The sequence below is a fragment of the Staphylococcus sp. aM genome (genome assembly GCF_052975125.1).
The window spans coordinates 1,617,342-1,643,199 of record NZ_CP121447.1 but is presented as its reverse complement, the minus strand read 5'-3'; the positions used below and the strand labels follow the sequence as shown (position 1 = coordinate 1,643,199).

Sequence of the window (25,858 nt, the reverse complement as noted above, 5' to 3'; positions counted from 1 at the left end):
AAACAATGGAACATTTATTATCAATGGAAGATTTATCAAACGATGAAATTTATAGCTTAGTTAAAAAAGCAAGTCAGTTTAAATCTGGAGAAGTTAATGTACCACAATACAAAGATCATTTTGTAGCTAATTTGTTCTTTGAAAATTCAACAAGAACAAAGTGTAGCTTTGAAGTTGCCGAACAAAAATTAGGATTGAATTTAGTGAATTTTGAAACGAGTACGTCGTCTGTACAAAAGGGAGAATCACTTTACGATACTTGTAAGACATTAGAAAGTATTGGTGTAAACTTATTAGTAATTAGACACTCTCAAAATGCATATTACGAAGATTTAGAAGGACTGAATATACCAATTGCCAATGGTGGTGATGGTAGTGGACAACACCCAACACAAAGCCTACTTGATTTAATGACTATATATGAAGAATATGGAAAATTCGAAGGCTTAAATGTATTGATTTGTGGTGATATTAAAAATTCTCGTGTTGCTAGAAGTAATTTCCATAGTTTAAAAGCATTAGGTGCAAATGTCATGTTCGCGAGTCCTGATGAATGGGTAGATGATACAATAGAAGCATCATACGTTAGTATTGATGATGTGATTGATAAAGTTGATATTGTGATGTTACTTAGAGTTCAGCATGAAAGACACGGCATTACAGGAAAAGCTAACTTTGAAGCTGACAATTATCATCAACAATATGGGTTAACGAAGGAAAGATATGATAAATTAAAGAAAGAAGCTATTGTCATGCATCCAGCTCCAGTCAATAGAGGTGTAGAAATTGAAAGTGACCTAGTAGAGGCACCTCAATCACGTATTTTTAAACAAATGGAAAATGGCATGTATTTGAGAATGGCAGTCATTGATGAGCTTTTAAAATAAGGAAGGGGTATTTGAATCATGAAACTAATTAAGAACGGTAAAATTATTAAAAATGGAAAATTAAAAAATACGGATATTCTAATTGACGGTAAAAGAATTAAAACAATTAGTAGTAAAATTGATTCTTCATCCGAAAATATTGAAGTTATAGATGCTAAAGGAAATTTAATAGCACCAGGATTTGTAGATGTACATGTACATTTACGTGAACCAGGTGGAGAACATAAAGAAACAATTGAAACAGGTACGAAAGCGGCTGCAAGAGGTGGTTTTACAACTATCTGTCCAATGCCAAATACTAGACCAGTTCCAGATTCAGTGGAAAATGTAAGAGCATTAAGAGAAAAAATTAAAGATTCAGCACAAATTCGTGTCTTACCGTATGCCTCTATAACAACTAGACAAGCAGGTAAAGAATTAGTGGATTTCCAAGCTTTAGCGGATGAAGGCGTGTTTGCCTTTACTGATGATGGCGTAGGTGTGCAACAAGCAAGTATGATGTATGCTGCTATGAAGCAAGCGGCAAAAGTGAAAAAACCAATCGTAGCTCATTGTGAAGATAATAGTTTAATTTATGGTGGTGCTATGCATAAAGGTAAACGTAGTGAAGAATTAGGTATCCCAGGTATTCCTAATGTATGTGAATCTGTTCAAATTGCGCGAGACGTTTTATTAGCTGAAGCTACTGGTTGTCATTACCATGTATGTCACGTTTCTACTAAAGAGAGTGTTCGTGTCATTCGTGACGCTAAAAAAGCAGGTATTCATGTAACTGCAGAAGTAACACCACATCACTTATTATTAACTGAAAATGATGTGCCAGGTGATGATGCAAATTATAAAATGAATCCACCTTTAAGAAGTACAGAAGATCGTGATGCCTTATTAGAAGGTTTATTAGACGGAACAATTGATTGTATTGCAACCGATCACGCGCCTCATGCGAAAGAAGAAAAAGAACAACCAATGACAAAAGCACCATTCGGTATTGTAGGTAGTGAAACTGCATTTCCATTATTATACACACACTTTGTTAGAAATGGTAATTGGTCATTAAAACAGTTAATCGATTACTTAACTATTAAACCGGCAACTATCTTTAATCTTAATTATGGTAAATTGCATAAAGATAGTTATGCTGACATCACAATTATTGATTTAGAAAATGAAAAAGAAATTAGAAGTGAAGATTTCTTATCTAAAGCTGACAATACGCCATTTATTGGTGAAAAAGTATATGGACATCCAGTATTAACAATGGTTAAAGGTGAAGTAGTATTTAAGGAGGAAAAATAGATGCTTTCAAAACGTTATCTAGTATTTGAAGACGGCTCTTATTATGAAGGATATCAATTAGGTTCAGATGAACTTTCAATTGGTGAAATTGTATTTAATACAGCTATGACAGGTTATCAAGAAACAATTTCTGATCCTTCATACACAGGTCAAATTATTACATTTACGTATCCATTAATTGGAAACTACGGTATCAATAGAGATGATTTTGAATCTTTAACACCAACATTGAATGGTGTTGTAGTGAAAGAAGCGAGTACACATCCTAGTAACTTCCGTAATCAAAAGACATTACATGAAGTATTAGTACAATATCAAATACCAGGTATCTCAGGTGTCGATACAAGAAGTATTACACGTAAAATTCGTCAACACGGTGTATTAAGAGCCGGATTCACAGATAACAAAGCTGACATTGAAAGCTTAGTAGAACATTTAAAAACGACTGAATTACCTAGAGATGAAGTGTCGACAGTTTCTACTAAAACACCTTATGTATCTACAGGATCAGATTTGAGTGTTGTCTTACTCGACTTTGGTAAAAAACAAAATATTGTACGAGAACTAAATATGCGTGGATGTAATGTGACAGTTGTACCGTACAATACAACAGCTGAAGAAATCATCAAAATGTCTCCAGACGGTGTAATGCTATCTAACGGCCCTGGTGACCCAGAAGAAATTGATGTGGCTGTAAAAATGATTAATGGCATTCTTGGCAAAATTCCATTCTTTGGTATTTGCTTAGGCCACCAATTATTTGCTTTATCTCAAGGCGCTACATCGTTCAAAATGAAGTTTGGACATAGAGGTGCAAACCACCCTGTTAAAAACTTAAAAACAGGTAAAGTTGACATTACAAGTCAAAACCATGGTTATTCAATTGACCGAGATTCATTAGAAAATACAGATTTAGAAGTCACTCATATTGCATTAAATGATGGTACAGTTGAAGGGTTAAGACATAAAACGTTACCTGCCTTTTCAGTTCAGTATCATCCGGAAGCAAGACCAGGCCCAAGTGATTCTAATTATCTATTTGACGAGTTTATTACTATGATGAATGAGTTCATCGAAAAGGAGCGTAATGTAAATGCCTAAGCGTAACGATATTCAAACAATTTTAGTAGTAGGATCGGGCCCAATTATTATTGGCCAAGCTGCGGAATTTGATTATGCAGGAACTCAAGCCTGTCTTGCACTTAAAGAAGAAGGTTATAGAGTTATCTTGGTTAACTCTAACCCAGCTACGATTATGACTGATAAAGAAATTGCAGATAAAGTATATATTGAACCTTTAACACATGATTTTATCGCACGTATCATTCGTAAAGAACAACCTGATGCTTTATTACCAACGTTAGGTGGTCAAACAGGGTTAAACATGGCGATTCAGTTACATGATAGTGGTGTATTAGCTGCTAATAATGTGAAACTACTGGGAACTGAATTAGAATCAATTCAACAAGCTGAAGACCGTGAACTATTTAGAACATTGATGAATGATTTAGATGTTCCTGTACCAGAAAGTGATATTGTAAATACAGTTGAACAAGCTTTTAAATTTAAAGAAGAAGTGGGTTATCCATTAATCGTTCGACCAGCCTTTACAATGGGCGGTACTGGTGGCGGTATTTGCTATAACGATGATGATTTAAAAGAAGTTGTAACAAATGGTTTACACTATAGTCCAGCAACACAGTGTTTAATTGAAAAATCCATTGCCGGTTTTAAAGAAATTGAATATGAAGTTATGCGTGATAAAAATGATAACGCCATTGTAGTATGTAATATGGAAAACATTGATCCAGTGGGTATCCATACAGGTGATTCCATTGTGGTTGCACCAAGTCAAACATTATCAGACGTGGAATATCAAATGCTAAGAGACGTTTCATTAAAAGTTATTCGTGCTTTAGGCATCGAAGGTGGATGTAATGTTCAATTAGCGTTAGATCCAGATTCATTTAATTACTATATTATTGAAGTCAATCCACGTGTATCTCGTTCATCAGCATTAGCATCTAAAGCAACAGGGTATCCAATTGCCAAACTAGCTGCAAAAATTGCTGTTGGATTAACATTAGATGAAATGTTAAATCCAATTACAGGTACTTCATATGCTGCATTTGAACCAACATTGGATTATGTAATCTCCAAAATTCCACGTTTCCCATTTGATAAATTTGAAAAAGGTGAACGTGAATTAGGTACACAAATGAAAGCAACTGGTGAAGTAATGGCAATCGGCCGTACTTACGAAGAATCATTACTTAAAGCGATTCGTTCCTTAGAATATGGTGTGCATCACTTAGGATTACCAAATGGAGAAAGTTTTGATTTAGATTACATTAAAGAAAGAATTAGTCATCAGGATGACGAAAGATTATTCTTCATCGGTGAGGCCATTCGTCGTGGTACAACATTAGAAGAAATTCATAATATGACTAAAATTGATTACTTCTTCTTAAATAAATTCCAGAATATTATTAATATTGAACATGAATTGAAAGCACATCAAGGTGATTTAGAATATCTTAAATATGCTAAAGATTATGGTTTCAGTGATAAAGTCATTGCTCATCGTTTTGATATGACAGAAGAAGATGTTTATCAATTAAGAATTAAAAACAATATTACGCCAGTATACAAAATGGTGGATACTTGTGCTGCTGAATTCGAATCAACAACACCATATTATTATGGGACATACGAAACTGAAAATGAATCCATTGTAACAGACAAAGAGAAAATTTTAGTTTTAGGATCTGGTCCAATTCGTATAGGGCAAGGGGTTGAATTCGACTATGCAACAGTACATGCTGTGTGGGCTATTCAAAATGCTGGCTATGAAGCAATTATCGTTAATAACAACCCTGAAACGGTATCAACTGATTTCTCTATTTCAGATAAATTATACTTTGAACCTCTTACTGAAGAAGATGTGATGAGTATCATTAATTTAGAACAACCTAAAGGTGTCGTTGTACAGTTTGGTGGACAAACAGCAATTAATTTAGCGGACAAATTAGCTAAACATGGTGTGCAAATTCTAGGTACATCTTTAGAAGATTTAAACAGAGCTGAAGATAGAAAAGAATTTGAAGCGTTATTGCATACGATTGATGTACCACAACCTCAAGGTAAAACTGCGACTTCACCAAAAGAAGCATTGGAAAATGCACGTAATATTGGTTATCCAGTAGTTGTAAGACCTTCATATGTACTTGGTGGTCGTGCAATGGAGATCGTTGATAATGATAAAGAATTAGAAAACTATATGACACAAGCAGTTAAAGCAAGCCCAGAGCATCCAGTGTTAGTTGATAGATACTTAACTGGTAAAGAAATCGAAGTCGATGCTATTTCTGACGGTGAAACAGTGATTATTCCAGGTATTATGGAACATATTGAACGTGCAGGTGTCCATAGTGGTGACTCTATCGCTGTGTATCCACCTCAAACTTTATCTCAAGAAGAAATTGAGACATTAGAAGATTATACGATTAGATTAGCGAAAGGTTTAAATATCGTTGGGTTAATTAACATTCAGTTTGTAATAGCACATGACGGTGTTTATGTACTAGAAGTGAACCCTCGTTCAAGCCGAACTGTACCATTCTTAAGTAAAATCACTGATATTCAAATGGCTCAACTAGCAATGCAAGCCATTATGGGTACAAAATTATCTTCACTTGGTTATAAAGAAGGTATTCAACCGTATTCAGAAGGGGTATTTGTTAAAGCACCGGTATTCAGCTTTAATAAATTGAAAAATGTTGATATCACTTTAGGACCTGAAATGAAATCAACTGGTGAAGTGATGGGGAAAGATCAAACATTAGAGAAAGCGCTATACAAAGGGTTAACAGGTAGTGGATTTGAAGTTAAAGACCATGGAACTGTGTTGATGACTGTAAGTGATAAAGATAAAGAAGAAATTGTCAAAATTGCACACCGTCTCAATGAAGTCGGCTATAAGATTTTAGCAACTAAGGGGACTGCTGATAAATTAAATCAAAATGATATTCCAGTAGAAGTTGTAGGCAAAATCGGCGGCGAAAATGATTTACTCACTCGTATTCAAAATGGTGATGTGCAAATCGTGATTAATACAATGACTAAAGGTAAAGAAGTAGAACGAGATGGATTCCAAATTCGTCGTACTACAGTAGAAAATGGTATTCCATGTCTTACTTCACTTGATACTGCAAGTGCGTTAACTAACGTCATCGAGAGTATGACATTCACAATGAGAAATATGTAAATAAAAATCAATTAAATAAACTAAAGTCTGTATTTAATTTTAGATAAGTTCTTCAATTCATAGTTTTGAGTCTATGGTTGAAGAACTTTCAATATAAGGAGTTACACGATGAAACAATTACCAATTATTGCATTAGATTTTGAATCAGCTGATAAAGTAAATGCATTTTTAGATCAATTCGATGAACCATTATTTGTCAAAGTAGGTATGGAATTATTTTATCAAACTGGACCTAAACTAATTAAATCTATTAAAGATAGAGGACATAGTATTTTCTTGGATTTAAAATTACATGATATTCCAAACACAGTGAGCAAAGCTATGGAAGGTTTAGCTAAGCTAGATGTTGATTTAGTCAATGTGCATGCAGCTGGTGGAAAGGCAATGATGGAAGCGGCCATTAAAGGGTTACGACAACACAATAAACATACAAAAATTATTGCGGTGACTCAATTGACTTCTACTACAGAGACGCAGTTACATGAAGAACAAAACATTCAAACAACAATTGAAGAGGCTGTATTAAATTATGCTAAATTAAGCCAACAAGCAGGTTTAGATGGTGTGGTATGTTCACCTCTTGAAGCGGAGTTAATTACTGCTCAACTAGGAAAAGATTTTATGAAGGTTACACCAGGTATTAGACCAGAAGGTTCAGCTCAAAACGATCAGAAGCGTATCACGACACCCGAGCAAGCAAAACAATTAGGCTCAACACATATTGTCGTTGGACGACCTATAACACAGAGTGATGATCCAGTTAAAAGTTATCAAATTATTAAAGAAAGTTGGTTAGGTTAAATGGCTAAAGAAATTGCAAAGGCATTATTAGATATAAAGGCAGTATCGCTTTCACCCAATGATTTATTTACGTGGAGTTCAGGAATTAAATCACCTATCTATTGTGATAATCGTGTTACATTAGGGTTTCCACTCGTACGTAACGCGATTAGAGATGGTTTAATCCAATTAATTAATGAAAAATTTGAAGATGTAGAAGTGATTTCAGGAACTGCAACAGCAGGGATTCCACACGCTGCATATATTTCTGAAAAAATGGAATTACCAATGAACTATGTGCGTTCTAAAAGTAAAAGTCATGGTAAACAAAATCAAATCGAAGGTGCGAAAAGTGAAGGGAAGAAAGTTGTTGTTATAGAAGACTTAATTTCAACTGGTGGCTCTTCAATTACAGCAGTAGATGCATTAAAAGAAAGTGGTGCAGAAGTATTAGGTGTTGTAGCTATCTTTACCTATGGATTAGCCAAAGCTGATGAAACATTTAACGAAGCAAAAATACCATTCTATACTTTAAGTAATTATAATGAGTTAATTGAAGTTGCTAAAGAGCAAGGAGAAATCTCTGAAGATGATATTAAGACATTAGTTGAATGGCGAGATAACTTATCATAAGATAAGTATATAGGTGGGATGATCATGAAAGAACATGAAAAAGATAATGATTTATACACATCCTTAAAGCATTGTAATGCATTTTTATCTAGAGAAGAGGACTATCGTGAAGATGTATATACCAATGTTCAGACTCAAGAATCAACAATGACTCAATTTCAGAAAGAGATGAGTCGAGATGCGTTTGTGCATTCAAGTGATATATTTAAAAAAGCAAAGCAAAACCTACGTGTTAAAGGCGAGTTGTAAGTAGGCTCTAGAGAATTTACATGTTAATAAGTGATAATAATAGTTGAGCGGTGTACAGTCAATGTGTTTAAACAAAGATTGGACACCGCTCTATATTGTATTAACGAATGAATATTTTAGTTAATAGCCATCCAATGAGTAGAACAATTACTAATATTAATAAAGGTATAAGTACATGTGTCATGTTATGGCCTCCTTTTCACTTAGTTTAATTTTAACTGTTCATGATAATAAGTCAAAATTTATCAACTTATATGCTGGAAAAGTTTTATGAATTCACTGATTTAAAAGGTCTATAACAGAAAATAATAGTTACACATGTTAAACTATACTAAAGAAAAATAAACATACCTTTAGGGGGATTAAAATGGAAATACCAAAAATAACAACATTTTTAATGTTTAATGATCAAGCTGAAGAAGCTATCAATTTATATACAAGTTTATTTGAAGACAGTGAAATTATAACAATGGTTAAATACGATGAAGATGGACCAGGCACACCAGGTACCGTCCAACATTCAATATTTACACTCAATGGCCAAGTTTTTATGGCTATTGATGCGAACAATGGTGAAGAATTACCTATGAACCCTGCGATGTCACTTTATGTCACTGTTAAAGATCCTATGGAAATGGAAAGATTATTTAGCGGTCTGAAAAAAGAGGGCGCCATTTTGATGCCTAAAACAGAAATGCCTCCGTATAGAGAATTTGCATGGGTACAAGATAAGTTTGGTGTCAGTTTCCAATTGGCTTTACCAGAAAAACATTAATCTATAACATAAAAAAGCACTGATTTTAGCATTTAATGATGCATAATCAGTGCTTTTACTTTATTTAATTTAAACTGTCAGATTTCATTTTTTGTATATGGTCGTAATCAGGCGTAGCATATAATGTTTTTTGATTATCATAAGTAACAAATCCAGGTTTAGCGCCAGAAGGTTTATGCACATGGCGAATTTCTGTATAATCAACAGGAATTTGTCCAGAGTTACCAGCTTTAGAGAAATATCCGGCTAACATCGCCGCTTCTTTAATCGTTTCCTCTGACGGTGAGTCGTTAAGTATGACTACGTGTGAACCCGGTATATCTTTGGTATGGAACCATATATGATTTTTTTGTGCTTTTTTATTTGTAAGGTAATCATTCTGTTTGTTGTTTTTACCAACTAGAATAGTGTCGCCATCTGATGATAAATACGATTGTAATTGAATTTTAGCATTTTTCTTCTTCTTAACATTTTTACGTTGCTTCATAAATCCTTGATCTGCTAATTCATCACGAATATCATCAATTTCATTGACAGTAATAAGTTCAAGTTGCTGTTCGATACCTGTAAAGTAATCAATATTCTCTTTAGTCAATTGTAATTGATGTTGAAGTTCATGTTCACGTGTCTTCATACGATTATATTGTCTGTAATAATATTGTGCGTTAACTGATGGAGATTTAGTTGGATTGAGAGGAATAGTGATTTCCTCATTATTATAATAATTAAGAACAGTTACAGATTCATCACCTTGTTTAATACGATAAATATTAGCGGTAATCAATTCACCATAGAGTTGATAGTTATCTTTATCTTTTGTACCTTCGTATTCTTGTAACAATTTACTTAATTTATTTTGATATTTATGAAGTTGTTGTTGAACGAACCGAACTAAATCGTTAGCACGTTGTTTGACTCGTTCACGTTCACCTCTCGCATCATAATAACGATCGAGTAATTCATTTAGTGATTCATAGGTAACCATATCATCATAAAATTGATTTAATGTCATGAAATAGAAATCTTCTTTACCTGATTGATGATTTTTATGAAATACAGGCGTAGGAGCTTCAAGCGTTTCAGCCATCACTTCATCGTATGCTTCTGGTAAGGTTTCAGGCGTCATGAACTGACGTCGACTTACAATTTCATTTGTAATTAGAGGACTAAAACCTTCAAATGTATTAAGTAACTGTTTAGCAATTTTACCTGCATTAAAATCGATATATTTTAAAACATCTTCACCTGATACATCATAAGGGTTAAGTTTATGTTGTGTAGGTGGAGCTTCATATTTAAATCCAGGCATAACTGTACGGTATTGATTTGTATTCGGTGTAAGATGTTTAAATCCTTCAAGAATTTTTCGGTCGTCATCTACTAAGATCAAGTTACTGTGTTTGCCCATAATCTCTAAAATAATTGTGCGGTGTATCGTATCACCGATTTCATCTTTACTTTGTACATCGATTTCAACTCTTCTGTCATTACCAATTTGACGAATGGATTTAATAATGCCACCTTCTAAATGCTTACGAAAGACACGTGCAAACATTGGGGGATCAAATGGATTATCATATTTTTTATTCGTTAATTGTAATCTAGAGAAGCTAGGATGTATGGATAAAAGTAATTGATGATTTTGACGATTTTGGCGAACAACGATGATGATTGTGTCATTTTCTGGTTGATTGATTTTATGGATTCGTCCAGTAACTAAATCTTGTAAAGAAGTCACCATCTTTTTTGTAAATAGGCCATCATATGCCATAATTATCTGCCACCTTCATTTTATTCATTCTCATTATTGTAACATGCATCGTGCTAATGGTCATACATCGTGTTCAAAACATTGAATATTTGAAAAATGAGGATAACTGCCCAAAGTATCTCTATACAATTTCAAGTGCAATATGATATCATATTTAAATAATAGAAGAATAGCTTAGAGAGGTCGTAAGGCATGGATAATGAAAAAGGATTGTTAATTGTTCTTTCAGGTCCTTCTGGTGTTGGTAAGGGAACTGTTAGAAAAAAAATATTTGAAGATCCAAACACTTCGTATAAGTATTCTATATCGATGACAACTCGTAGCATGCGCGAGGGAGAAGTTGATGGTGTAGATTACTTTTTCAAGACGAAAGAAGAGTTTGAAGCATTAATAAAAGATGATCAATTTATTGAATATGCCGAGTATGTAGGTAATTACTATGGGACGCCTGTTCAATATGTTAGAGATACAATGGACCAAGGACATGATGTATTTTTAGAAATTGAAGTTGAAGGTGCAAAACAAGTTAGAAAGAAATTCCCTGAAGCATTATTTATTTTCCTTGCTCCACCAAGTCTTGATGATTTAAGAGATCGTTTAGTTGGTAGAGGCACTGAATCAGATGAGAAAATTCAAAGCCGTGTTGCCGAGGCACGTAAAGAAGTAGAAATGATGAACTTATACGATTATGTAGTGGTAAACGACGAAGTAGAATTAGCGAAAAACAAAATTCAGTCAATTGTCGAAGCTGAACACCTTAAACGTGAACGTATAGAAGCTAAATATAGAAAAATGATACTGGAGGCTAAAAAATAATGTTAAACCCACCATTAAACCAATTAACAGGTAAAATTACATCTAAATACCTTATCGCAACGACTGCCGCAAAAAGAGCTCGTGAATTAGACGAAAGACCAGAAACAGCTTTAGAAAGTGAATATCATTCAGCTAAACCTGTCGGTAAAGCATTAGAAGAAATTGCAGATGGCAAAGTATCACCAGTTATCCCGCAAGAATTTTTAGGATAATCATATACTAATTTTGTGACGCACCTTTTTGAAGATATTTCATTACAATCTTGTGATGGATATATCATGTAGATAAGGTGTGTTTTTTTAATATTAGCGACAATTTGTGTATAATTAATATAAATTTGAACATAAATGCGAATATAAATTGTGTGAATATCCTCATTTAAAGAAATGAATTCAGTGAAATGAGAATGTTTTAAGGAGAAATTGATAATGAAACATATTTTATTAGCAGTAACAGGCGGTATTGCAGCATATAAAGCAATTGATTTAACAAGTAAACTTACTCAAGCTGGTTACGAAGTGCGTGTTATGCTTTCAAATCATGCACAAGAATTTGTAACACCATTGGCTTTTCAGTCTATAAGTAAAAATCCAGTATATACAAATACTTTTAAAGAAGAAAACCCGCAAGAAATTCAACATGTAGCATTGGGTGATTGGGCAGATGTGATTATTGTAGCACCAGCAACTGCAAATACAATTGCGAAGTTAAGTGTGGGTATTGCAGACGATATGATTACGTCAACCTTATTAGCAACAGAAACACAAACGTTTATTGCGCCTGCCATGAATGTACATATGTATGAAAATAAGCGCACACAACATAATATTGAAACACTCAAAGCTGATGGGTACCAATTTATTGAGCCAGGTGATGGGTACTTAGCGTGTGGTTATGTGGCTAAAGGACGAATGGAAGAACCTTTACAAATAGTTTCAGTCATCAATCAATATTTCCATCAACAAGAGATTCAAGTGGAAAGTTCATTTAATGGCAAACACGCACTAGTTACTGCAGGGCCAACGATTGAAGTCATTGATCCTGTTAGATTTGTATCTAATCGCTCTTCTGGAAAAATGGGGTTTGCTATTGCTAATGCGTTAAAAAAACGTGGTGCACATGTCACGTTGGTAACTGGTCCGACACAATTGGCAGATCCAGAAGGTATTGAAGTTATTCATGTTGAAAGCGCAGAAGAGATGTTTCAGGAAACCGCTAAACGATATGATATGCAAGATATTGTTGTGAAAGCGGCTGCCGTATCAGATTATACGCCATCAGAAGTGTTAGATCATAAAATGAAAAAGCAAGATGGTGATTTAACTGTAAAATTCAAACGAACACAAGATATACTTAAATATCTTGGTGAGCATAAGACCAATCAGTATTTAGTAGGTTTTGCAGCAGAAACGCAGAATATTGAGAAGTATGCTCAAGATAAATTAAAACGAAAAAATGCAGATGTGATTATTTCTAATAATGTGGGGGACCACTCAATTGGATTTAGTTCTGATGAAAATGAATTAACGATGCATTTTAAAAATCAAGATATGATCAATATTAAGAAAGGCAAAAAAGTTGAAATTGCCAACGATATTTTAGACGAATTAGAAACTAGGTGGCAATAATGATAGCTAAGGTTATTGTGGACATACCTTCGAAAAGCGTCGACTTTAAGTTTGATTATATCATTCCCGAACGATTGCAATCATTTGTTCAAGTAGGTGTACGAGTGATTGTGCCTTTTGGTCCGAGAACAATCCAAGGCTATGTGATGAGTATTCAAAGTCAGCCTGATGAAGGTATTGATATCAGTAAGCTAAAGGAAATTAAAGAAATTCAAGATATTAAACCAGAGTTAACGCCTGAGTTAATTGAACTCAGTGAATGGCTTAGTCATTATCATTTAACGAAACGTATATCTGTTTTAGAAGTGATGTTACCAAATGCAATTAAAGCTAAATATCAAAAGGCTTTTGAGGTTCTGAAAGGTAATGATATACCTGAACCACTTTTAAATCGATTTAATAAAGAAGGCTATTATTTCTATAAAGATGCTCAAAAAAATGATGATTTAGAAGCATTGAATGGTTTATTAAAGCATGACATCATTAAAGAAATAACCATTTTGTCCCAAAATATTAAAAAGAAAACGCAACGTGCTGTTAAAGTGACAGAAATAGGAAATCCGGATGAGGTACTTAATCATTTGGAAAAAGCGATTAAACAATATGATTTATATGCGTATTTATTAGACGAACGTCATAGAGATGTGTTTTTAAAAGAAATTGAAGAAATGGGATTTTCTAAATCGAGTTTAGATACCCTTATTAAGAAGGGATACTTGGAAAAATATGATGCTGAAATAGAAAGAGATCCATTTGCGAATCGAATTTTTGAGAAAGAAGATAATCGTCAATTAACACATGACCAACAAATCGCTTTTGATGCAATCAAAGAGAAAATAGATGCCAACGAAGAAAGAACCTTTTTATTACATGGTGTGACAGGTTCTGGTAAAACAGAAGTCTATTTACAAGCAATTGAATCAGCTTTAAATCAAGGTAAACAAGCTATGATGCTTGTACCAGAAATTGCTTTAACACCTCAAATGGTATTAAGAGTCAAACGTCGTTTTGGTGATGATGTTGCTGTATTACATTCAGGTTTATCAAATGGAGAACGTTACGATGAATGGCAAAAAATTCGTGATGGACGTGCACAAGTTAGTGTCGGTGCACGCTCTAGTATATTTGCGCCATTTAAAAACTTAGGACTAATTATCATCGATGAAGAACATGAGTCTACATATAAACAAGAAGATTATCCAAGATATCATGCTAGAGATATTGCTCAATGGAGAAGCAGTTATCACCATTGCCCAGTGATTTTAGGTAGTGCGACACCAAGTTTAGAATCATATGCGCGTGCTGAAAAAGATGTTTATCAATTACTATCATTACCTCATCGAGTGAACAATCAAGCATTACCAGAAATTGATATTGTAGACATGCGTGAAGAACTTGCGGAAGGTAACCGTTCGATGTTCTCATCAACGTTAAGAGATGCGATTCAACATTGTTTAGATAATAATGAACAAATTGTATTATTCTTAAATCGAAGAGGCTATGCTTCATTTATGTTATGCCGTGATTGTGGTCATGTACCGCAATGTCCAAACTGTGATATTTCCTTAACGTATCATAAGACCACGGATCTACTAAAATGTCACTATTGTGGGTACCAAGAAACACCACCTAATCAATGCCCTAATTGTGAAAGTGAACATATTAGACAAGTTGGTACTGGAACGCAAAGAGTGGAAGAATTATTACAACAAGAATTTGAAGAGGCAAAAATTATACGAATGGATGTTGATACAACTTCTCGTAAAGGTGCCCATGAAAAATTACTTACTGATTTTGAGAATGGTAAAGGTGATATACTTTTAGGCACACAGATGATTGCCAAAGGATTAGACTATCCAAACATCACGCTTGTTGGGGTGCTCAATGCAGATACCATGCTCAATTTACCTGATTTCAGAGCGAGTGAACGAACATATCAATTATTAACACAAGTGGCAGGTCGTGCAGGTCGACATGAAAAAGAAGGTAAAGTAATTATTCAAACGTATAATCCAGAACATTATGCCATTGAAGATGTTAAGAAAAATGATTATTTAACGTTTTATCAACAAGAGATGACTTATCGCAAACTAGGAAAATATCCGCCTTATTACTTTTTAATTAACTTCACGATTTCACATAAAGAAATGAAAAAAGTAATGGAAGCTTCTAAGCATATTCATAAAATCCTATTACAACACCTTACAGATCAATCGCTTGTTTTAGGGCCATCACCTGCAGCACTATCTAGAATTAATAATGAGTATCGTTTCCAAATTTTAGTAAAATACAAACGAGAGCCAGAACTTCATAAAGCACTTCAATATTTAGACGATTACTATCATGAACAATATGTTAAGGACAAATTAGCATTAAAAATCGACATTAATCCGCAAATGATGATGTAAAAAAGCCATTGTGTGACATCAAAGATGACACACAATGGCTTTTTCCATTAGGTAACAAGGCAGAATTACATTGTCACATTACCGTTTTCATCTGCTGGTTTGAATAATGTTAAAATAGCACTAATAATTGCTAATACATGAGGAATCGCTGTCCAACAGAATAAGATGTGTAAGATGCCTTGCATCGTTTTACCAGCATAGAATTTATGAATTCCAAAGCTTCCTAAGAATACGGCTAATAAAATGTAAATCACTTTATTGACTTCCATATTAGTTACACCTCACTTTAAGTAAAATTTTAATTAATGATTTTGAAAGACTTTTCTATTTTCAAAACATACTACTCATTTATATTTTATAAAATATAATATTAAAGTCAAAGACATTGACCTCATTCTTTAGTCTGATTAAGAGAGGTCGCAATTTTGTGCTAATTAAGTTATAATGGTTTGATGAATTTTAATGAGGAGCGTTAAATGTGTCAGTAAAAAAATTAGTGAAATCAGAGCATCCAATTTTTAATCAACCTGCAAATCCAGTAGAGCATTTCGATGATCAATTAAAGCAAACGTTAATGGATATAGAAGATAGCCTATACGCTTTGGAAGGGTCTGCACTAAGTGCTAATCAGATTGGCATTAACCAACAAGTGGCGATTGTGGATATGGAAATGGAAGGATTGCTACAACTGATTAACCCGAAAATTAAAAATCAATCCGAAGAAACTATTACTGATTTAGAAGGGTCAGTCAGTTTGCCAAATGTGTTTGGTGAAGTTGAACGTAACAAAATGATTGTTGTAGAAAGTAATGATGTTAATGGAAACACTGTTGAACTTACAGCATATGATGATGTAGCTAGAATGATTTTACATACGATAGATCAACTCAATGGCATATTTTTCACAGAAAAGGCTAAACGTATATTAAGTGAAGAAGAAATGGAGGCGTATTTCGAATATGAGTAAAATAATTTTTATGGGGACACCTGATTTTTCAACAAAAGTATTAGAAATGCTTATCGCAGAACAAGAAGTAGTTGCAGTGGTAACGCAACCAGATAGACCAGTAGGTAGAAAACGCGTTATGACACCACCACCGGTTAAAAAGGTAGCATTAGAACATGATATACCAGTATATCAACCTGAAAAAATAAAAGATTCTGAGGAATTACAAACTTTATTAGACATGGATGTTGATTTAATTGTTACAGCTGCATTTGGGCAAATTTTACCTGAATCTTTATTAGATTCACCTAAATTGGGTGCTATTAATGTACATGCATCTTTATTACCTAAATACCGTGGCGGTGCACCGATTCATCAAGCGATTATTGATGGTGAAAAGGAAACAGGAATCACGATAATGTATATGGTGAAAAAATTAGATGCAGGAAACATTATTTCACAACGTGCAATTGCAATTGAACAAGATGATAATGTTGGTTCTATGCATGATAAGCTAAGTTTTTTAGGTGCTGATTTACTTAAAGAAACTTTACCGTCTATCTTAAATGGTACAAACGATAGTATTGTTCAAGATGAAGCTAAAGCTTCATTTGCTTCTAATATTAGTCGTGAAGATGAAAAAATTAATTGGAACCAAGATGCACAGGTAATTCATAATCATATTCGTGGTTTGTCTCCTTGGCCAGTAGCTTATACCATCATGGATGATAAAAATTTAAAAATATATGGTGCGCACATCGTTTCTGGAAAAAAAGGCGAACCTGGAACGATTGTTGAAACGACTAAGAAAGCGATTATTGTTGCAACAGCTTCAGAAGAATGTATTGCTTTAACTGATATACAATTAGCCGGTAAAAAACGTATGCAAGTAGCAAATTATTTAAGTGGTGTTCAAGAATCACTAGTTGGGAAGAAATTAGTATGACAAATTCGATAAGAGGTCTCGCATTTGAGACGATACAAGCAATATTAGATGAAGGTGCATATAGTAATCTAGAAATTAACGAGGTGCTTTCTACTTATGAGATTAGTGATTTAGATAAAGGCCTTTTCACTGAACTTGTTTACGGTACAGTTAAACGCAAATATACATTAGATTTTTATTTGAAACCTTTCTTAAAAACGAAGATAAAAGGTTGGGTACGTGAGTTACTATGGATGAGTATCTATCAATATGTATATTTAGATAAGGTGCCAGATCATGCCATTATTAATGAAGCGGTTGAGATTGCCAAAGAAGAAGGTGGCTATTATACCGGTAATGTAGTTAACGGTATTCTACGTAACATCATGAGAAGTGAATTACCTGATGTTCAAGATATACAAGATGATAAAAAACGTATCGCAATTCAATATAGTTTACCAAAATGGCTTGTTGATCATTGGGTAACACATTACGGTTTAGAGCAAACAGAAGCCATTGCACAGTCATTTTTAGAACCAGTAGCGACCACTGTAAGAGCCAACATAACGAGAGGTTCTATTGATGATATTATTAGTGCGTTAGAAAAAGAAAGTTATATTGTTGATAGAGATGATGTTTTACCATTCTGTCTCCATATTTCCGGTAAACCTATTGTTAATTCAAGAGCGTTTAAAGATGGATTAGTTTCAATTCAAGATAAAAGTTCTATGTTTGTTGCACATATTATGGATTTAAACAGAAATGACTCCGTCCTAGATGCATGTAGTGCACCTGGAGGTAAGGCGTGTCATATCGCCGAAATTTTATCGCCGGAAGGGCATGTAGATGCAACTGATATTCATGACCATAAGATCAAATTAATTGATTTCAATATAAGAAAACTTAGATTGAAAAATATTGAAGCCTATCAACATGATGCTACAGAACCTTATGTAACGCAATATGACAAAATTCTAGTAGATGCACCTTGTAGTGGTTTTGGTGTATTAAGACATAAACCCGAAATTAAATATACTCAATCGAAAAATTCTATACAATCATTAGTTGAATTGCAGTTACAAATATTGGAGAATGTTAAACATAATGTGAAGCCGGGTGGCTCAATTATTTATTCAACATGTACGATTGAACAAATGGAAAACGAAAATGTCGTTTATACATTTTTAAAACAAAATAAAGATTTCGAGTTTGAACCCTTCCAACATCCAATGACAGGTGAAATGGTGAAAACATTACAAATATTCCCCCAAGACTACCACTCAGATGGATTCTTTATCGCTAGAATTAAAAGAAAGGAAAGTTAACATGATTACTGATAAAAAGAAAAAGAAAAATAAATTCCTTCCTGATTTTGAGAAGCAGTCTATTTATTCATTAAGATACGATGAAATGCAAAATTGGCTTATCGAACATGGCCAACAAAAGTTCAGAGCAAAACAAATATTTGAATGGTTATACCAAAAACGTGTTGATAGCATTGATGAAATGACAAATTTATCAAAAGATTTAAGACAACTTTTAAAAGATAATTTTGCTATGACAACACTAACAACAGTGGTTAAACAAGAAAGTAGAGACGGTACAATTAAATTCTTATTTGAATTGCAAGATGGCTATACAATTGAAACGGTATTAATGCGTCATGAATATGGGAATTCTGTATGTGTAACAACACAAGTAGGTTGTCGTATTGGTTGTACATTCTGTGCCTCAACATTAGGTGGATTAAAGCGTAATTTAGAAGCTGGTGAAATTGTGTCACAGGTACTTACGGTACAAAAGGCTTTAGATGAAACAGAAGAACGCGTTTCTCAAATTGTTATTATGGGTATCGGCGAACCATTTGAAAATTATGATGAAATGATGGATTTCTTACGTATTGTCAATGATGACAATAGTTTAAATATTGGTGCACGTCATATAACTGTATCAACATCAGGTATTATTCCTAGAATCTATGATTTTGCAGAAGAAGATATTCAAATTAACTTTGCCGTAAGTTTACATGGTGCCAAAGATGAAGTGCGTTCAAGATTAATGCCAATTAACAGAGCGTATAATGTTGAAAAGTTAATGGAAGCAATTGAATATTATCAAGAGAAGACGAATCGTCGAATTACATTTGAATATGGATTATTCGGTGGTGTTAATGATCAATTGGAACATGCAAGAGATCTAGCACATCTTATTAAAGGGTTAAATTGTCACGTAAATTTAATTCCTGTAAACCATGTTCCTGAAAGGAATTATGTTAAAACACCTAAAGATGACATTTTTAAATTTGAAAAAGAGTTAAAACGTTTAGGAATCAATGCTACAATAAGACGTGAACAAGGGTCAGATATTGATGCAGCATGTGGTCAATTAAGAGCGAAGGAACGACAAGTAGAAACGAGGTAAGAGCAATGCTAAATGCACAATTTTTCACTGATACTGGACAACATAGAGATAAGAATGAAGATGCAGGTGGTATTTTTTATAACCAAACCAACCAACAAATGTTAGTATTGTGTGATGGTATGGGTGGTCATAGAGCTGGTGAAATTGCAAGTCAGTTTGTTACTTATGAACTACAAAAACGTTTTGAATCAGAAAACTTAATCGAAGAACATCAAGCTGAAGAATGGTTGCGTACAAATATTAAAGATATCAATTTTGATTTGTACAATTATGCCCAAGAAAACCCTAATTATTATGGTATGGGAACGACTTGTGTTTGTGCATTAGTATTTGATAAATCAGTTGTCGTTGCCAATGTGGGTGATTCTCGTGCATACGTTATAAACAGTAGACAAATCGATCAAATTACGAGTGATCACTCATTTGTTAATCATTTAGTGATGACAGGTCAAATCACAGAAGAAGAAGCTTACCGTCACCCACAAAGAAATATTATTACAAAAGTCATGGGCACTGATAAACGAGTATCACCAGATTTATTTATTAAGCGTTTAAAATTTTATGATTTCTTATTATTATGCTCTGATGGATTAACAGATTATGTTAGAAATGAAGAAATTCAAGAGGAATTAAAACAAGACGCATCATTAGAAGAGCATGGTGAACGAATTATGCGTGTCGCATTCGCACATGATTCAAAAGATAATATCAGTTTTATCTTATCAGCTATCGAGGGTGATAGAGTATGATTGATAAACTCATCAATGAACGCTACAAAGTCATCGATAAACTAGGCGGAGGTGGCATGAGCATTGTCTATCTTGCCGAAGATCTTATTCTTAAGCGCAAGGTCGCTATCAAAGCAATTTCCATACCTCCGAGAGAAAAGGAAGAAACACTGCGTCGATTTGAAAGAGAAGTTCATAATTCATCACAATTAGCACATAAAAATATTGTGAGCATGTATGATGTAGCCGAAGAGGATGACTGTTACTTTTTAGTGATGGAATATATTGAAGGGCCAACATTGTCTGAATATATTCAAAATCATGGACCTTTAAGTTTAGAAACCGCAATCCAATTTACACAACAGATACTTGAAGGTATCAAACATGCACATGATAATAGAATTGTACATAGAGATATTAAACCGCAAAATATTCTCATAGATAAAAATAAAACACTTAAAATCTTTGATTTTGGGATTGCTAAAGCCATAAGTGAAACGTCATTGACCCAAACAAACCATGTGCTCGGTACGGTACAGTATTTATCACCCGAACAAGCTAAAGGCGAATCAACTAACGAAGGTACTGATATTTATTCAATAGGTATTGTACTCTATGAAATGCTTGTTGGTGAACCACCATTTAATGGTGAAACAGCAGTAAGTATTGCCATTAAACACATTCAAGACACGATTCCCAATATCACTACTGAAAAGCGTGAAGAGGTACCACAAGCATTGAGTAACGTTGTACTTAAAGCAACTGAAAAAGATAGAGCTGATAGATATCGTACCATTCAACAAATGCGCGATGATTTAAGTAGTGTACTACACGAAAATCGTTCGAATGAAGAAAAATATGAGTTAGATCAAACGAAAACAAAGACAATGGCATTTTCAAAAGATGAGATTTCTAAAAAAATTGATGATACACCAAAAGAAAAAAATATCGAAGAGACAATGCAAATTCCAATTATGGATCAACCAGTCAATCATCAACAATTTCAAAGTATGGAGAGCCCAATTTATGAGCCACCTCGTAAAAAAAGCTCTAAGAAAAAGAAGTTTTTATTTGCGTTTATTTTTGCTTTATTGTTGATTGGTTTGATTGCCTTTGTCAGCATGGCTGTATTCGGTAGTAAATATGAGGAAATGCCAGATATATCAGGCAAAACTGAAAAGCAAACTGAGAAAATATTAAAAAATCATCATTTAAAAATTGGAGACATTTCAAGAAATTATAGTGATAAATATCCTGAAAACCAAGTGATTAAGTCACGACCAGGTAAGGGTGAACGTGTAGAACGTGGTGACAAAATTGATATTGTTTTATCAAAAGGCCCTGAAATGGTCAAAATGCCAAGTGTCGTTGGATTATCAAAAAATGAAGCACTGAATAAACTTGAAAAAGTAGGACTTAAAGATGTTGCAGTTGAACAAACCTATAATGCAAATACGCCAAAAGGTTATATTGCAAACCAAAATGTTGCTGCTAATAAACAAGTAAAATTAAATGATCATAATATAAAAATTTATGAATCATTGGGTGTTAGACAAGTTTACGTTAGTAATTATGAAAATAAATCATATTCTACAGCTAAAAAAGCACTTGAATCAAAAGGATTTAAAGTTAAAGTTTCTGAAACGTATAGTGATAGTGTCAAAAAGAACAATGTTATCTCACAATCACCTAAGAGTAAATCCATTGATGAAGGTTCTACAATTTCATTAGTGGTTTCAAAAGGTAAAGAGTCAGATTCGGATGACGAAAAATCTAAGGACGATGATTCAGATGACGCTTCATCCAAAGACGTAAAAAATTATAATGAATCTGTTGAAGTACCTTACTCTGGTAAAAAAGGGAAAAGTCAAAAAGTAGAAGTTTATATTCGAGATAAAGATAATGATGGTTCTAAGGCTACACAATCTTTTGAAATTAAAGATAATAAATCTATCAATATTCCAATGAAAATCCAAAAAGGTAAAACTGCTGGTTATACTATCAGAGTAGATAATAAAGTAGTTGCTGATAAAGATGTAGGGTATGATGATTAAATCTTTTCAATATAATACTATAGGTAAGACGATGAGTTGACGATGATACTCATCGTCTTTTTTTATACATAGAAAGATATATAAATAGTTATGATTTTGATATACTAATAACAGTAAAATAAAATTGAGAGGTGTCCTTTTGAAGACTGGTCGAATTGTAAAATTGATAAGTGGTGTTTATCAAGTTGATGTGAACGGCACTAGGTTTAATACCAAGCCTCGTGGCTTATTTAGAAAAAAGAAATTTTCACCAATTGTTGGCGATATCGTTGACTTTGATGTTCAAAATGAAACGGAAGGTTACATCCAGCATGTTCATGAAAGAGGGAATGCTTTAAAACGACCACCTGTCAGTAATATTGATACATTAGTAATAGTCATGAGTGCTGTTGAACCACAGTTTTCTACCCAATTGTTAGATAGATTCTTAGTCATAGCACATTCATATGGTTTAGAAGCTAGAATTTTAGTTACCAAAAAAGATATGGCTGACGACAATCAAATTGAAAAAATTAATAGTTATTTAGCTATATATGAAGAAATAGGTTATCCAACTCAATTCGTTGGTATCAATGATGATCAACATGCTTTGGTAGAAGAATGGGGAGAAGGTTTAATTGTATTAAGTGGTCAATCGGGCGTTGGTAAATCAACATTTTTAAATCGATTTAAACCTGAACTAAATCTTGATACTAATGATATTTCAAAATCTTTGAATCGTGGTAAACATACAACAAGACATGTTGAATTACATGAAACAGTCAATGGTTTTATTGCAGATACACCAGGGTTTAGTGCATTAGATTTTGATCATATTGATAAAGATGAACTTAAAGATTACTTTATCGAAATTGCACAATATGGAGAAGAATGTAAGTTCCGTAATTGTAATCATTTGAAGGAACCCAAATGTAATGTCAAAGAAGAATTAGATGTAGGGAATATTGCTCAATTTAGATATGAACATTATTTACAGTTATTCAATGAAATTTCAGAAAGAAAGGTACGATATTAAATGACAAAAGTATTACCTTCATTATTATCAGTAGATTTTTTAAATTTAAAGGATGAATTAGTTAAGCTTGAAGAAGCAGGTGTAGATGGCTTACATTTTGATGTGATGGATGGACAATTTGTGCCCAATATTTCTATTGGCATACCTATCTTAGACGCAGTTCGACAACAATCAAAGTTACCAATTGATGTTCATTTGATGATTGAAAATCCAGAACAATATATCGAATTATTTGCAGATCATGGTGCAGATTTAATATCTGTTCATTTGGAAGCGACTGCACATATCCACAGAGCTATCGAACAAATTAAAAACAAAGGCAAGAAGGCTGGCGTAGTGATCAATCCAGGAACACCAGTTAGCCAAATTTTACCTATTATCAATACAGTAGACTACGTTTTAATTATGACAGTAAACCCTGGATTTGGCGGTCAATCATTTATTGAAGATTGCGTGGATAAAGTACTGGAATTAAATACTTTGAAAAATGAGAAGCAACTTACTTTTGATATTGAAGTTGATGGTGGAATTAATGCAGAGACTGCCGAAGTTTGCGTTAAAAATGGAGCTACGATGTTAGTGACAGGTTCATACTTCTTCAAACAAGATGATTATCAAGCAGTTACACAAAAGTTAAAGGGCTGATTGAAATGAAAATCAATTTATTGTGCTCAGATAGAAATATTCCTAAAAATCTATTTCAACATCATAATCAAGAAGCATGGGCTGGTATAGATAGGGGAGCATTGATTTTAATTCAGAATCAAATCGATCCTGTGTTTTCTGTGGGGGATTTTGATTCTGTTAATAATCAAGAGCGTCAACTTTTAGCAACACAATTGAATATTCATCCTGTTAAAGCTGAAAAAGATGATACAGATTTAGGCTTAGGTGTTGCTCAAGCTGTTGAAGAAGGGTATCAAGATATTCATATATATGGCGCTACTGGTGGTCGATTAGATCATTTTATGGGTGTGGTTCAAATTTTGTTAAAATCAGAATATATTCATAAAGGCATCAATTTTAAAATAATTGATGAGCAAAATGAAATTATATTACTGACTTCTGGTATGTACACTATTTCACCACATACTCATTATCAATATGTTTCTTTCATACCTGTGAGTGGAGAACCTGTATTATCGTTGGCAGGATTTAAATATAATTTGGATAAGGAAAAGTTGGTAAGAGGATCTACATTAACTATATCTAATGAAGTTGAAAATCCAAATGCAAAAATCGAAATTCAGAATGGACTTGTGTTACAAATTAGAAGTAAAGATTTGTAGTATAAAAAAAGAACTTAAAGGATATCCTTTAAGTTCTTTTAAAATATGTCCTCCACATAAGGACTATTTATATGTGCATTATATTTATTAAACTCTAGTAACTTTACCAGATTTTAAAGCACGTGCAGAAACCCAAACTTTTTTAGGTTTTCCGTCAACAAGAATTCTAACTTTTTGAAGGTTAGCGTTCCATCTGCGTTTGTTCGCATTTAAAGCGTGTGAACGATTATTACCAGTCGAAGCTTTACGACCTGTTACGTAACATTGTTTACCCATGAAAGTACCTCCTTTAATAAATATAAATACACGTCACTACTTATATACTTTATTAAGATACCACAATTGTTTAGGATTGGCAATAAATAATTATATAAATCATGAATTATATACGCAAACACTTGATAAATTATGATATAATTGTAAGCTGTGGAGTAATATAGTATGATACTTTAAAGAAATAGGAAATTTAAACATTAAAAATTCGAACGAATTAGTAATAATAATTAATGCAGACTAGCAAAGAGATTGCTTATCTATATAAGTTAAGAAACACATAACTTTATTTTTCAGGAGGAATATTAATATGACATTAGAAATTTCAAATGATTACGGTAAAATTGATATTTCGAATGAAGTCATCGCCTCAGTTGTAGGTGGAAAAGCTGTTGAATGTTACGGCATTGTTGGTATGGCATCTAGACAGCAAGTAAGAGATGGCATCGCAGAAATTTTAGGCCATGAGAATTATGCAAGAGGCATTAAAGTTCGTGAAGAGGACGGAAATGTTGATATAGACATGTATATTATAGTAAGTTATGGTGTGAAAATTTCAGAAGTGGCGAACAATGTTCAGTCAACTGTTAAATATACATTAGAGTCAACGCTTAATGTAAAAGTGAATTCAGTTAATATCTTTGTACAAGGTGTTAGATTAAACCAAACGGGCAAAAAGATTTAGGAGGACAACGTG

General features: G+C 33.4%; 25 protein-coding genes. 22 read left to right on the top strand and 3 right to left on the bottom strand.

Going from position 1 to position 25,858, the window contains the following annotated elements; genetic code table 11:
* The first annotated feature begins 5 nt into the window (after positions 1-5).
* The 8 genes from P7F85_RS07950 (at position 6) to P7F85_RS07915 (ending at position 8,887) form a co-directional block, all read left to right on the top strand.
* Positions 6-887 carry an aspartate carbamoyltransferase catalytic subunit gene (locus tag P7F85_RS07950; protein WP_015365096.1) on the top strand — a complete coding sequence of 294 codons (882 nt, stop codon included), beginning with the start codon at positions 6-8 and terminating at the stop codon, positions 885-887.
* 18 nt (positions 888-905) lie between these two features.
* A complete protein-coding gene (locus P7F85_RS07945) occupies positions 906-2,183 on the top strand; it encodes a dihydroorotase (RefSeq protein ID WP_002466208.1) in 1,278 nt (425 codons plus the stop codon).
* Positions 2,184-3,284, top strand: coding sequence for a carbamoyl phosphate synthase small subunit (locus P7F85_RS07940; protein WP_015365095.1), 1,101 nt, complete (start codon positions 2,184-2,186; stop codon positions 3,282-3,284). It begins immediately after the preceding gene.
* On the top strand, positions 3,277-6,450 hold the full coding sequence (gene carB, locus P7F85_RS07935) for a carbamoyl-phosphate synthase large subunit (protein WP_002466186.1): 3,174 nt from the start codon (positions 3,277-3,279) through the stop codon (positions 6,448-6,450). The genes P7F85_RS07940 and carB overlap by 8 nt, the downstream gene beginning before the upstream one ends.
* 108 nt (positions 6,451-6,558) lie before the next feature.
* The gene (gene pyrF / locus P7F85_RS07930; protein ID WP_002466199.1) at positions 6,559-7,251 is read left to right on the top strand and encodes an orotidine-5'-phosphate decarboxylase; all 693 of its coding nucleotides are present in this window, start codon (positions 6,559-6,561) and stop codon (positions 7,249-7,251) included.
* Positions 7,252-7,863 (top strand): orotate phosphoribosyltransferase, encoded by a 612-nt coding sequence (gene pyrE / locus P7F85_RS07925; RefSeq protein WP_002466194.1) that lies wholly within the window; start codon positions 7,252-7,254, stop codon positions 7,861-7,863.
* Between the two features lie 24 nt (positions 7,864-7,887).
* On the top strand, positions 7,888-8,112 hold the full coding sequence (locus P7F85_RS07920) for a hypothetical protein (protein ID WP_002466188.1): 225 nt from the start codon (positions 7,888-7,890) through the stop codon (positions 8,110-8,112).
* Positions 8,113-8,479: 367 nt separating this feature from the next.
* Positions 8,480-8,887 (top strand): VOC family protein, encoded by a 408-nt coding sequence (locus P7F85_RS07915; protein WP_002450601.1) that lies wholly within the window; start codon positions 8,480-8,482, stop codon positions 8,885-8,887.
* A 64-nt stretch (positions 8,888-8,951) separates the two neighbouring features.
* On the opposite strand, the gene P7F85_RS07910 is transcribed toward P7F85_RS07915, so the two are convergent.
* Entirely contained in the window at positions 8,952-10,658 is a 1,707-nt protein-coding gene (locus tag P7F85_RS07910; protein WP_046464362.1) for an Rqc2 family fibronectin-binding protein, read from the bottom strand.
* Between the two features lie 192 nt (positions 10,659-10,850).
* Here P7F85_RS07910 and gmk point away from each other — a divergent pair, with 192 nt between their 5' ends.
* The 4 genes from gmk (at position 10,851) to priA (ending at position 15,510) form a co-directional block, all read left to right on the top strand.
* On the top strand, positions 10,851-11,474 hold the full coding sequence (gene gmk / locus P7F85_RS07905) for a guanylate kinase (protein WP_002466189.1): 624 nt from the start codon (positions 10,851-10,853) through the stop codon (positions 11,472-11,474).
* Positions 11,474-11,686: a DNA-directed RNA polymerase subunit omega gene (rpoZ, locus tag P7F85_RS07900; protein WP_002466202.1), complete on the top strand. Its 213-nt coding sequence runs from the start codon at positions 11,474-11,476 to the stop codon at positions 11,684-11,686. The genes gmk and rpoZ overlap by 1 nt, the downstream gene beginning before the upstream one ends.
* A gap of 216 nt (positions 11,687-11,902) precedes the next feature.
* Positions 11,903-13,102, top strand: coding sequence for a bifunctional phosphopantothenoylcysteine decarboxylase/phosphopantothenate--cysteine ligase CoaBC (gene coaBC, locus P7F85_RS07895; protein ID WP_002466197.1), 1,200 nt, complete (start codon positions 11,903-11,905; stop codon positions 13,100-13,102).
* Positions 13,102-15,510, top strand: a complete 2,409-nt coding sequence (priA, locus tag P7F85_RS07890) for a primosomal protein N' (RefSeq protein ID WP_002466190.1) — start codon at positions 13,102-13,104, stop codon at positions 15,508-15,510. Before coaBC ends, priA begins: the two co-directional genes overlap by 1 nt.
* Positions 15,511-15,575: 65 nt before the next feature.
* Here priA and P7F85_RS07885 read toward each other — a convergent pair whose 3' ends face one another.
* Entirely contained in the window at positions 15,576-15,779 is a 204-nt protein-coding gene (locus tag P7F85_RS07885) for a TM2 domain-containing protein (RefSeq protein ID WP_002450595.1), read from the bottom strand.
* Between the two features lie 209 nt (positions 15,780-15,988).
* Here P7F85_RS07885 and P7F85_RS07880 point away from each other — a divergent pair, with 209 nt between their 5' ends.
* The 9 genes from P7F85_RS07880 (at position 15,989) to P7F85_RS07840 (ending at position 24,888) form a co-directional block, all read left to right on the top strand.
* A complete protein-coding gene (locus P7F85_RS07880; protein ID WP_002466196.1) occupies positions 15,989-16,477 on the top strand; it encodes a peptide deformylase in 489 nt (162 codons plus the stop codon).
* Positions 16,470-17,402 (top strand): methionyl-tRNA formyltransferase, encoded by a 933-nt coding sequence (gene fmt / locus P7F85_RS07875; RefSeq protein WP_002466201.1) that lies wholly within the window; start codon positions 16,470-16,472, stop codon positions 17,400-17,402. The genes P7F85_RS07880 and fmt overlap by 8 nt, the downstream gene beginning before the upstream one ends.
* Complete coding sequence (rsmB, locus tag P7F85_RS07870; RefSeq protein WP_015365093.1) at positions 17,399-18,706, top strand: 16S rRNA (cytosine(967)-C(5))-methyltransferase RsmB; 1,308 nt, start codon at positions 17,399-17,401, stop codon at positions 18,704-18,706. The genes fmt and rsmB overlap by 4 nt, the downstream gene beginning before the upstream one ends.
* 1 nt (position 18,707) lies before the next feature.
* Positions 18,708-19,802: a 23S rRNA (adenine(2503)-C(2))-methyltransferase RlmN gene (rlmN, locus tag P7F85_RS07865; RefSeq protein WP_002450591.1), complete on the top strand. Its 1,095-nt coding sequence runs from the start codon at positions 18,708-18,710 to the stop codon at positions 19,800-19,802.
* A gap of 5 nt (positions 19,803-19,807) precedes the next feature.
* Positions 19,808-20,551: a Stp1/IreP family PP2C-type Ser/Thr phosphatase gene (locus P7F85_RS07860; RefSeq protein ID WP_015365092.1), complete on the top strand. Its 744-nt coding sequence runs from the start codon at positions 19,808-19,810 to the stop codon at positions 20,549-20,551.
* Positions 20,548-22,584 carry a Stk1 family PASTA domain-containing Ser/Thr kinase gene (gene pknB, locus P7F85_RS07855; protein ID WP_447158538.1) on the top strand — a complete coding sequence of 679 codons (2,037 nt, stop codon included), beginning with the start codon at positions 20,548-20,550 and terminating at the stop codon, positions 22,582-22,584. Before P7F85_RS07860 ends, pknB begins: the two co-directional genes overlap by 4 nt.
* 139 nt (positions 22,585-22,723) lie before the next feature.
* Complete coding sequence (gene rsgA, locus P7F85_RS07850; RefSeq protein WP_002466914.1) at positions 22,724-23,599, top strand: ribosome small subunit-dependent GTPase A; 876 nt, start codon at positions 22,724-22,726, stop codon at positions 23,597-23,599.
* On the top strand, positions 23,600-24,244 hold the full coding sequence (gene rpe / locus P7F85_RS07845; protein ID WP_002466915.1) for a ribulose-phosphate 3-epimerase: 645 nt from the start codon (positions 23,600-23,602) through the stop codon (positions 24,242-24,244).
* A 5-nt stretch (positions 24,245-24,249) separates the two neighbouring features.
* Complete coding sequence (locus P7F85_RS07840) at positions 24,250-24,888, top strand: thiamine diphosphokinase (protein WP_002466909.1); 639 nt, start codon at positions 24,250-24,252, stop codon at positions 24,886-24,888.
* A gap of 87 nt (positions 24,889-24,975) precedes the next feature.
* On the opposite strand, the gene rpmB is transcribed toward P7F85_RS07840, so the two are convergent.
* Entirely contained in the window at positions 24,976-25,164 is a 189-nt protein-coding gene (gene rpmB, locus P7F85_RS07835) for a 50S ribosomal protein L28 (RefSeq protein WP_002435210.1), read from the bottom strand.
* A 307-nt stretch (positions 25,165-25,471) separates the two neighbouring features.
* Between rpmB and P7F85_RS07830 the strand changes: the two genes are divergently transcribed.
* On the top strand, positions 25,472-25,846 hold the full coding sequence (locus P7F85_RS07830) for an Asp23/Gls24 family envelope stress response protein (RefSeq protein WP_002466916.1): 375 nt from the start codon (positions 25,472-25,474) through the stop codon (positions 25,844-25,846).
* Positions 25,847-25,858 lie beyond the last annotated feature (12 nt).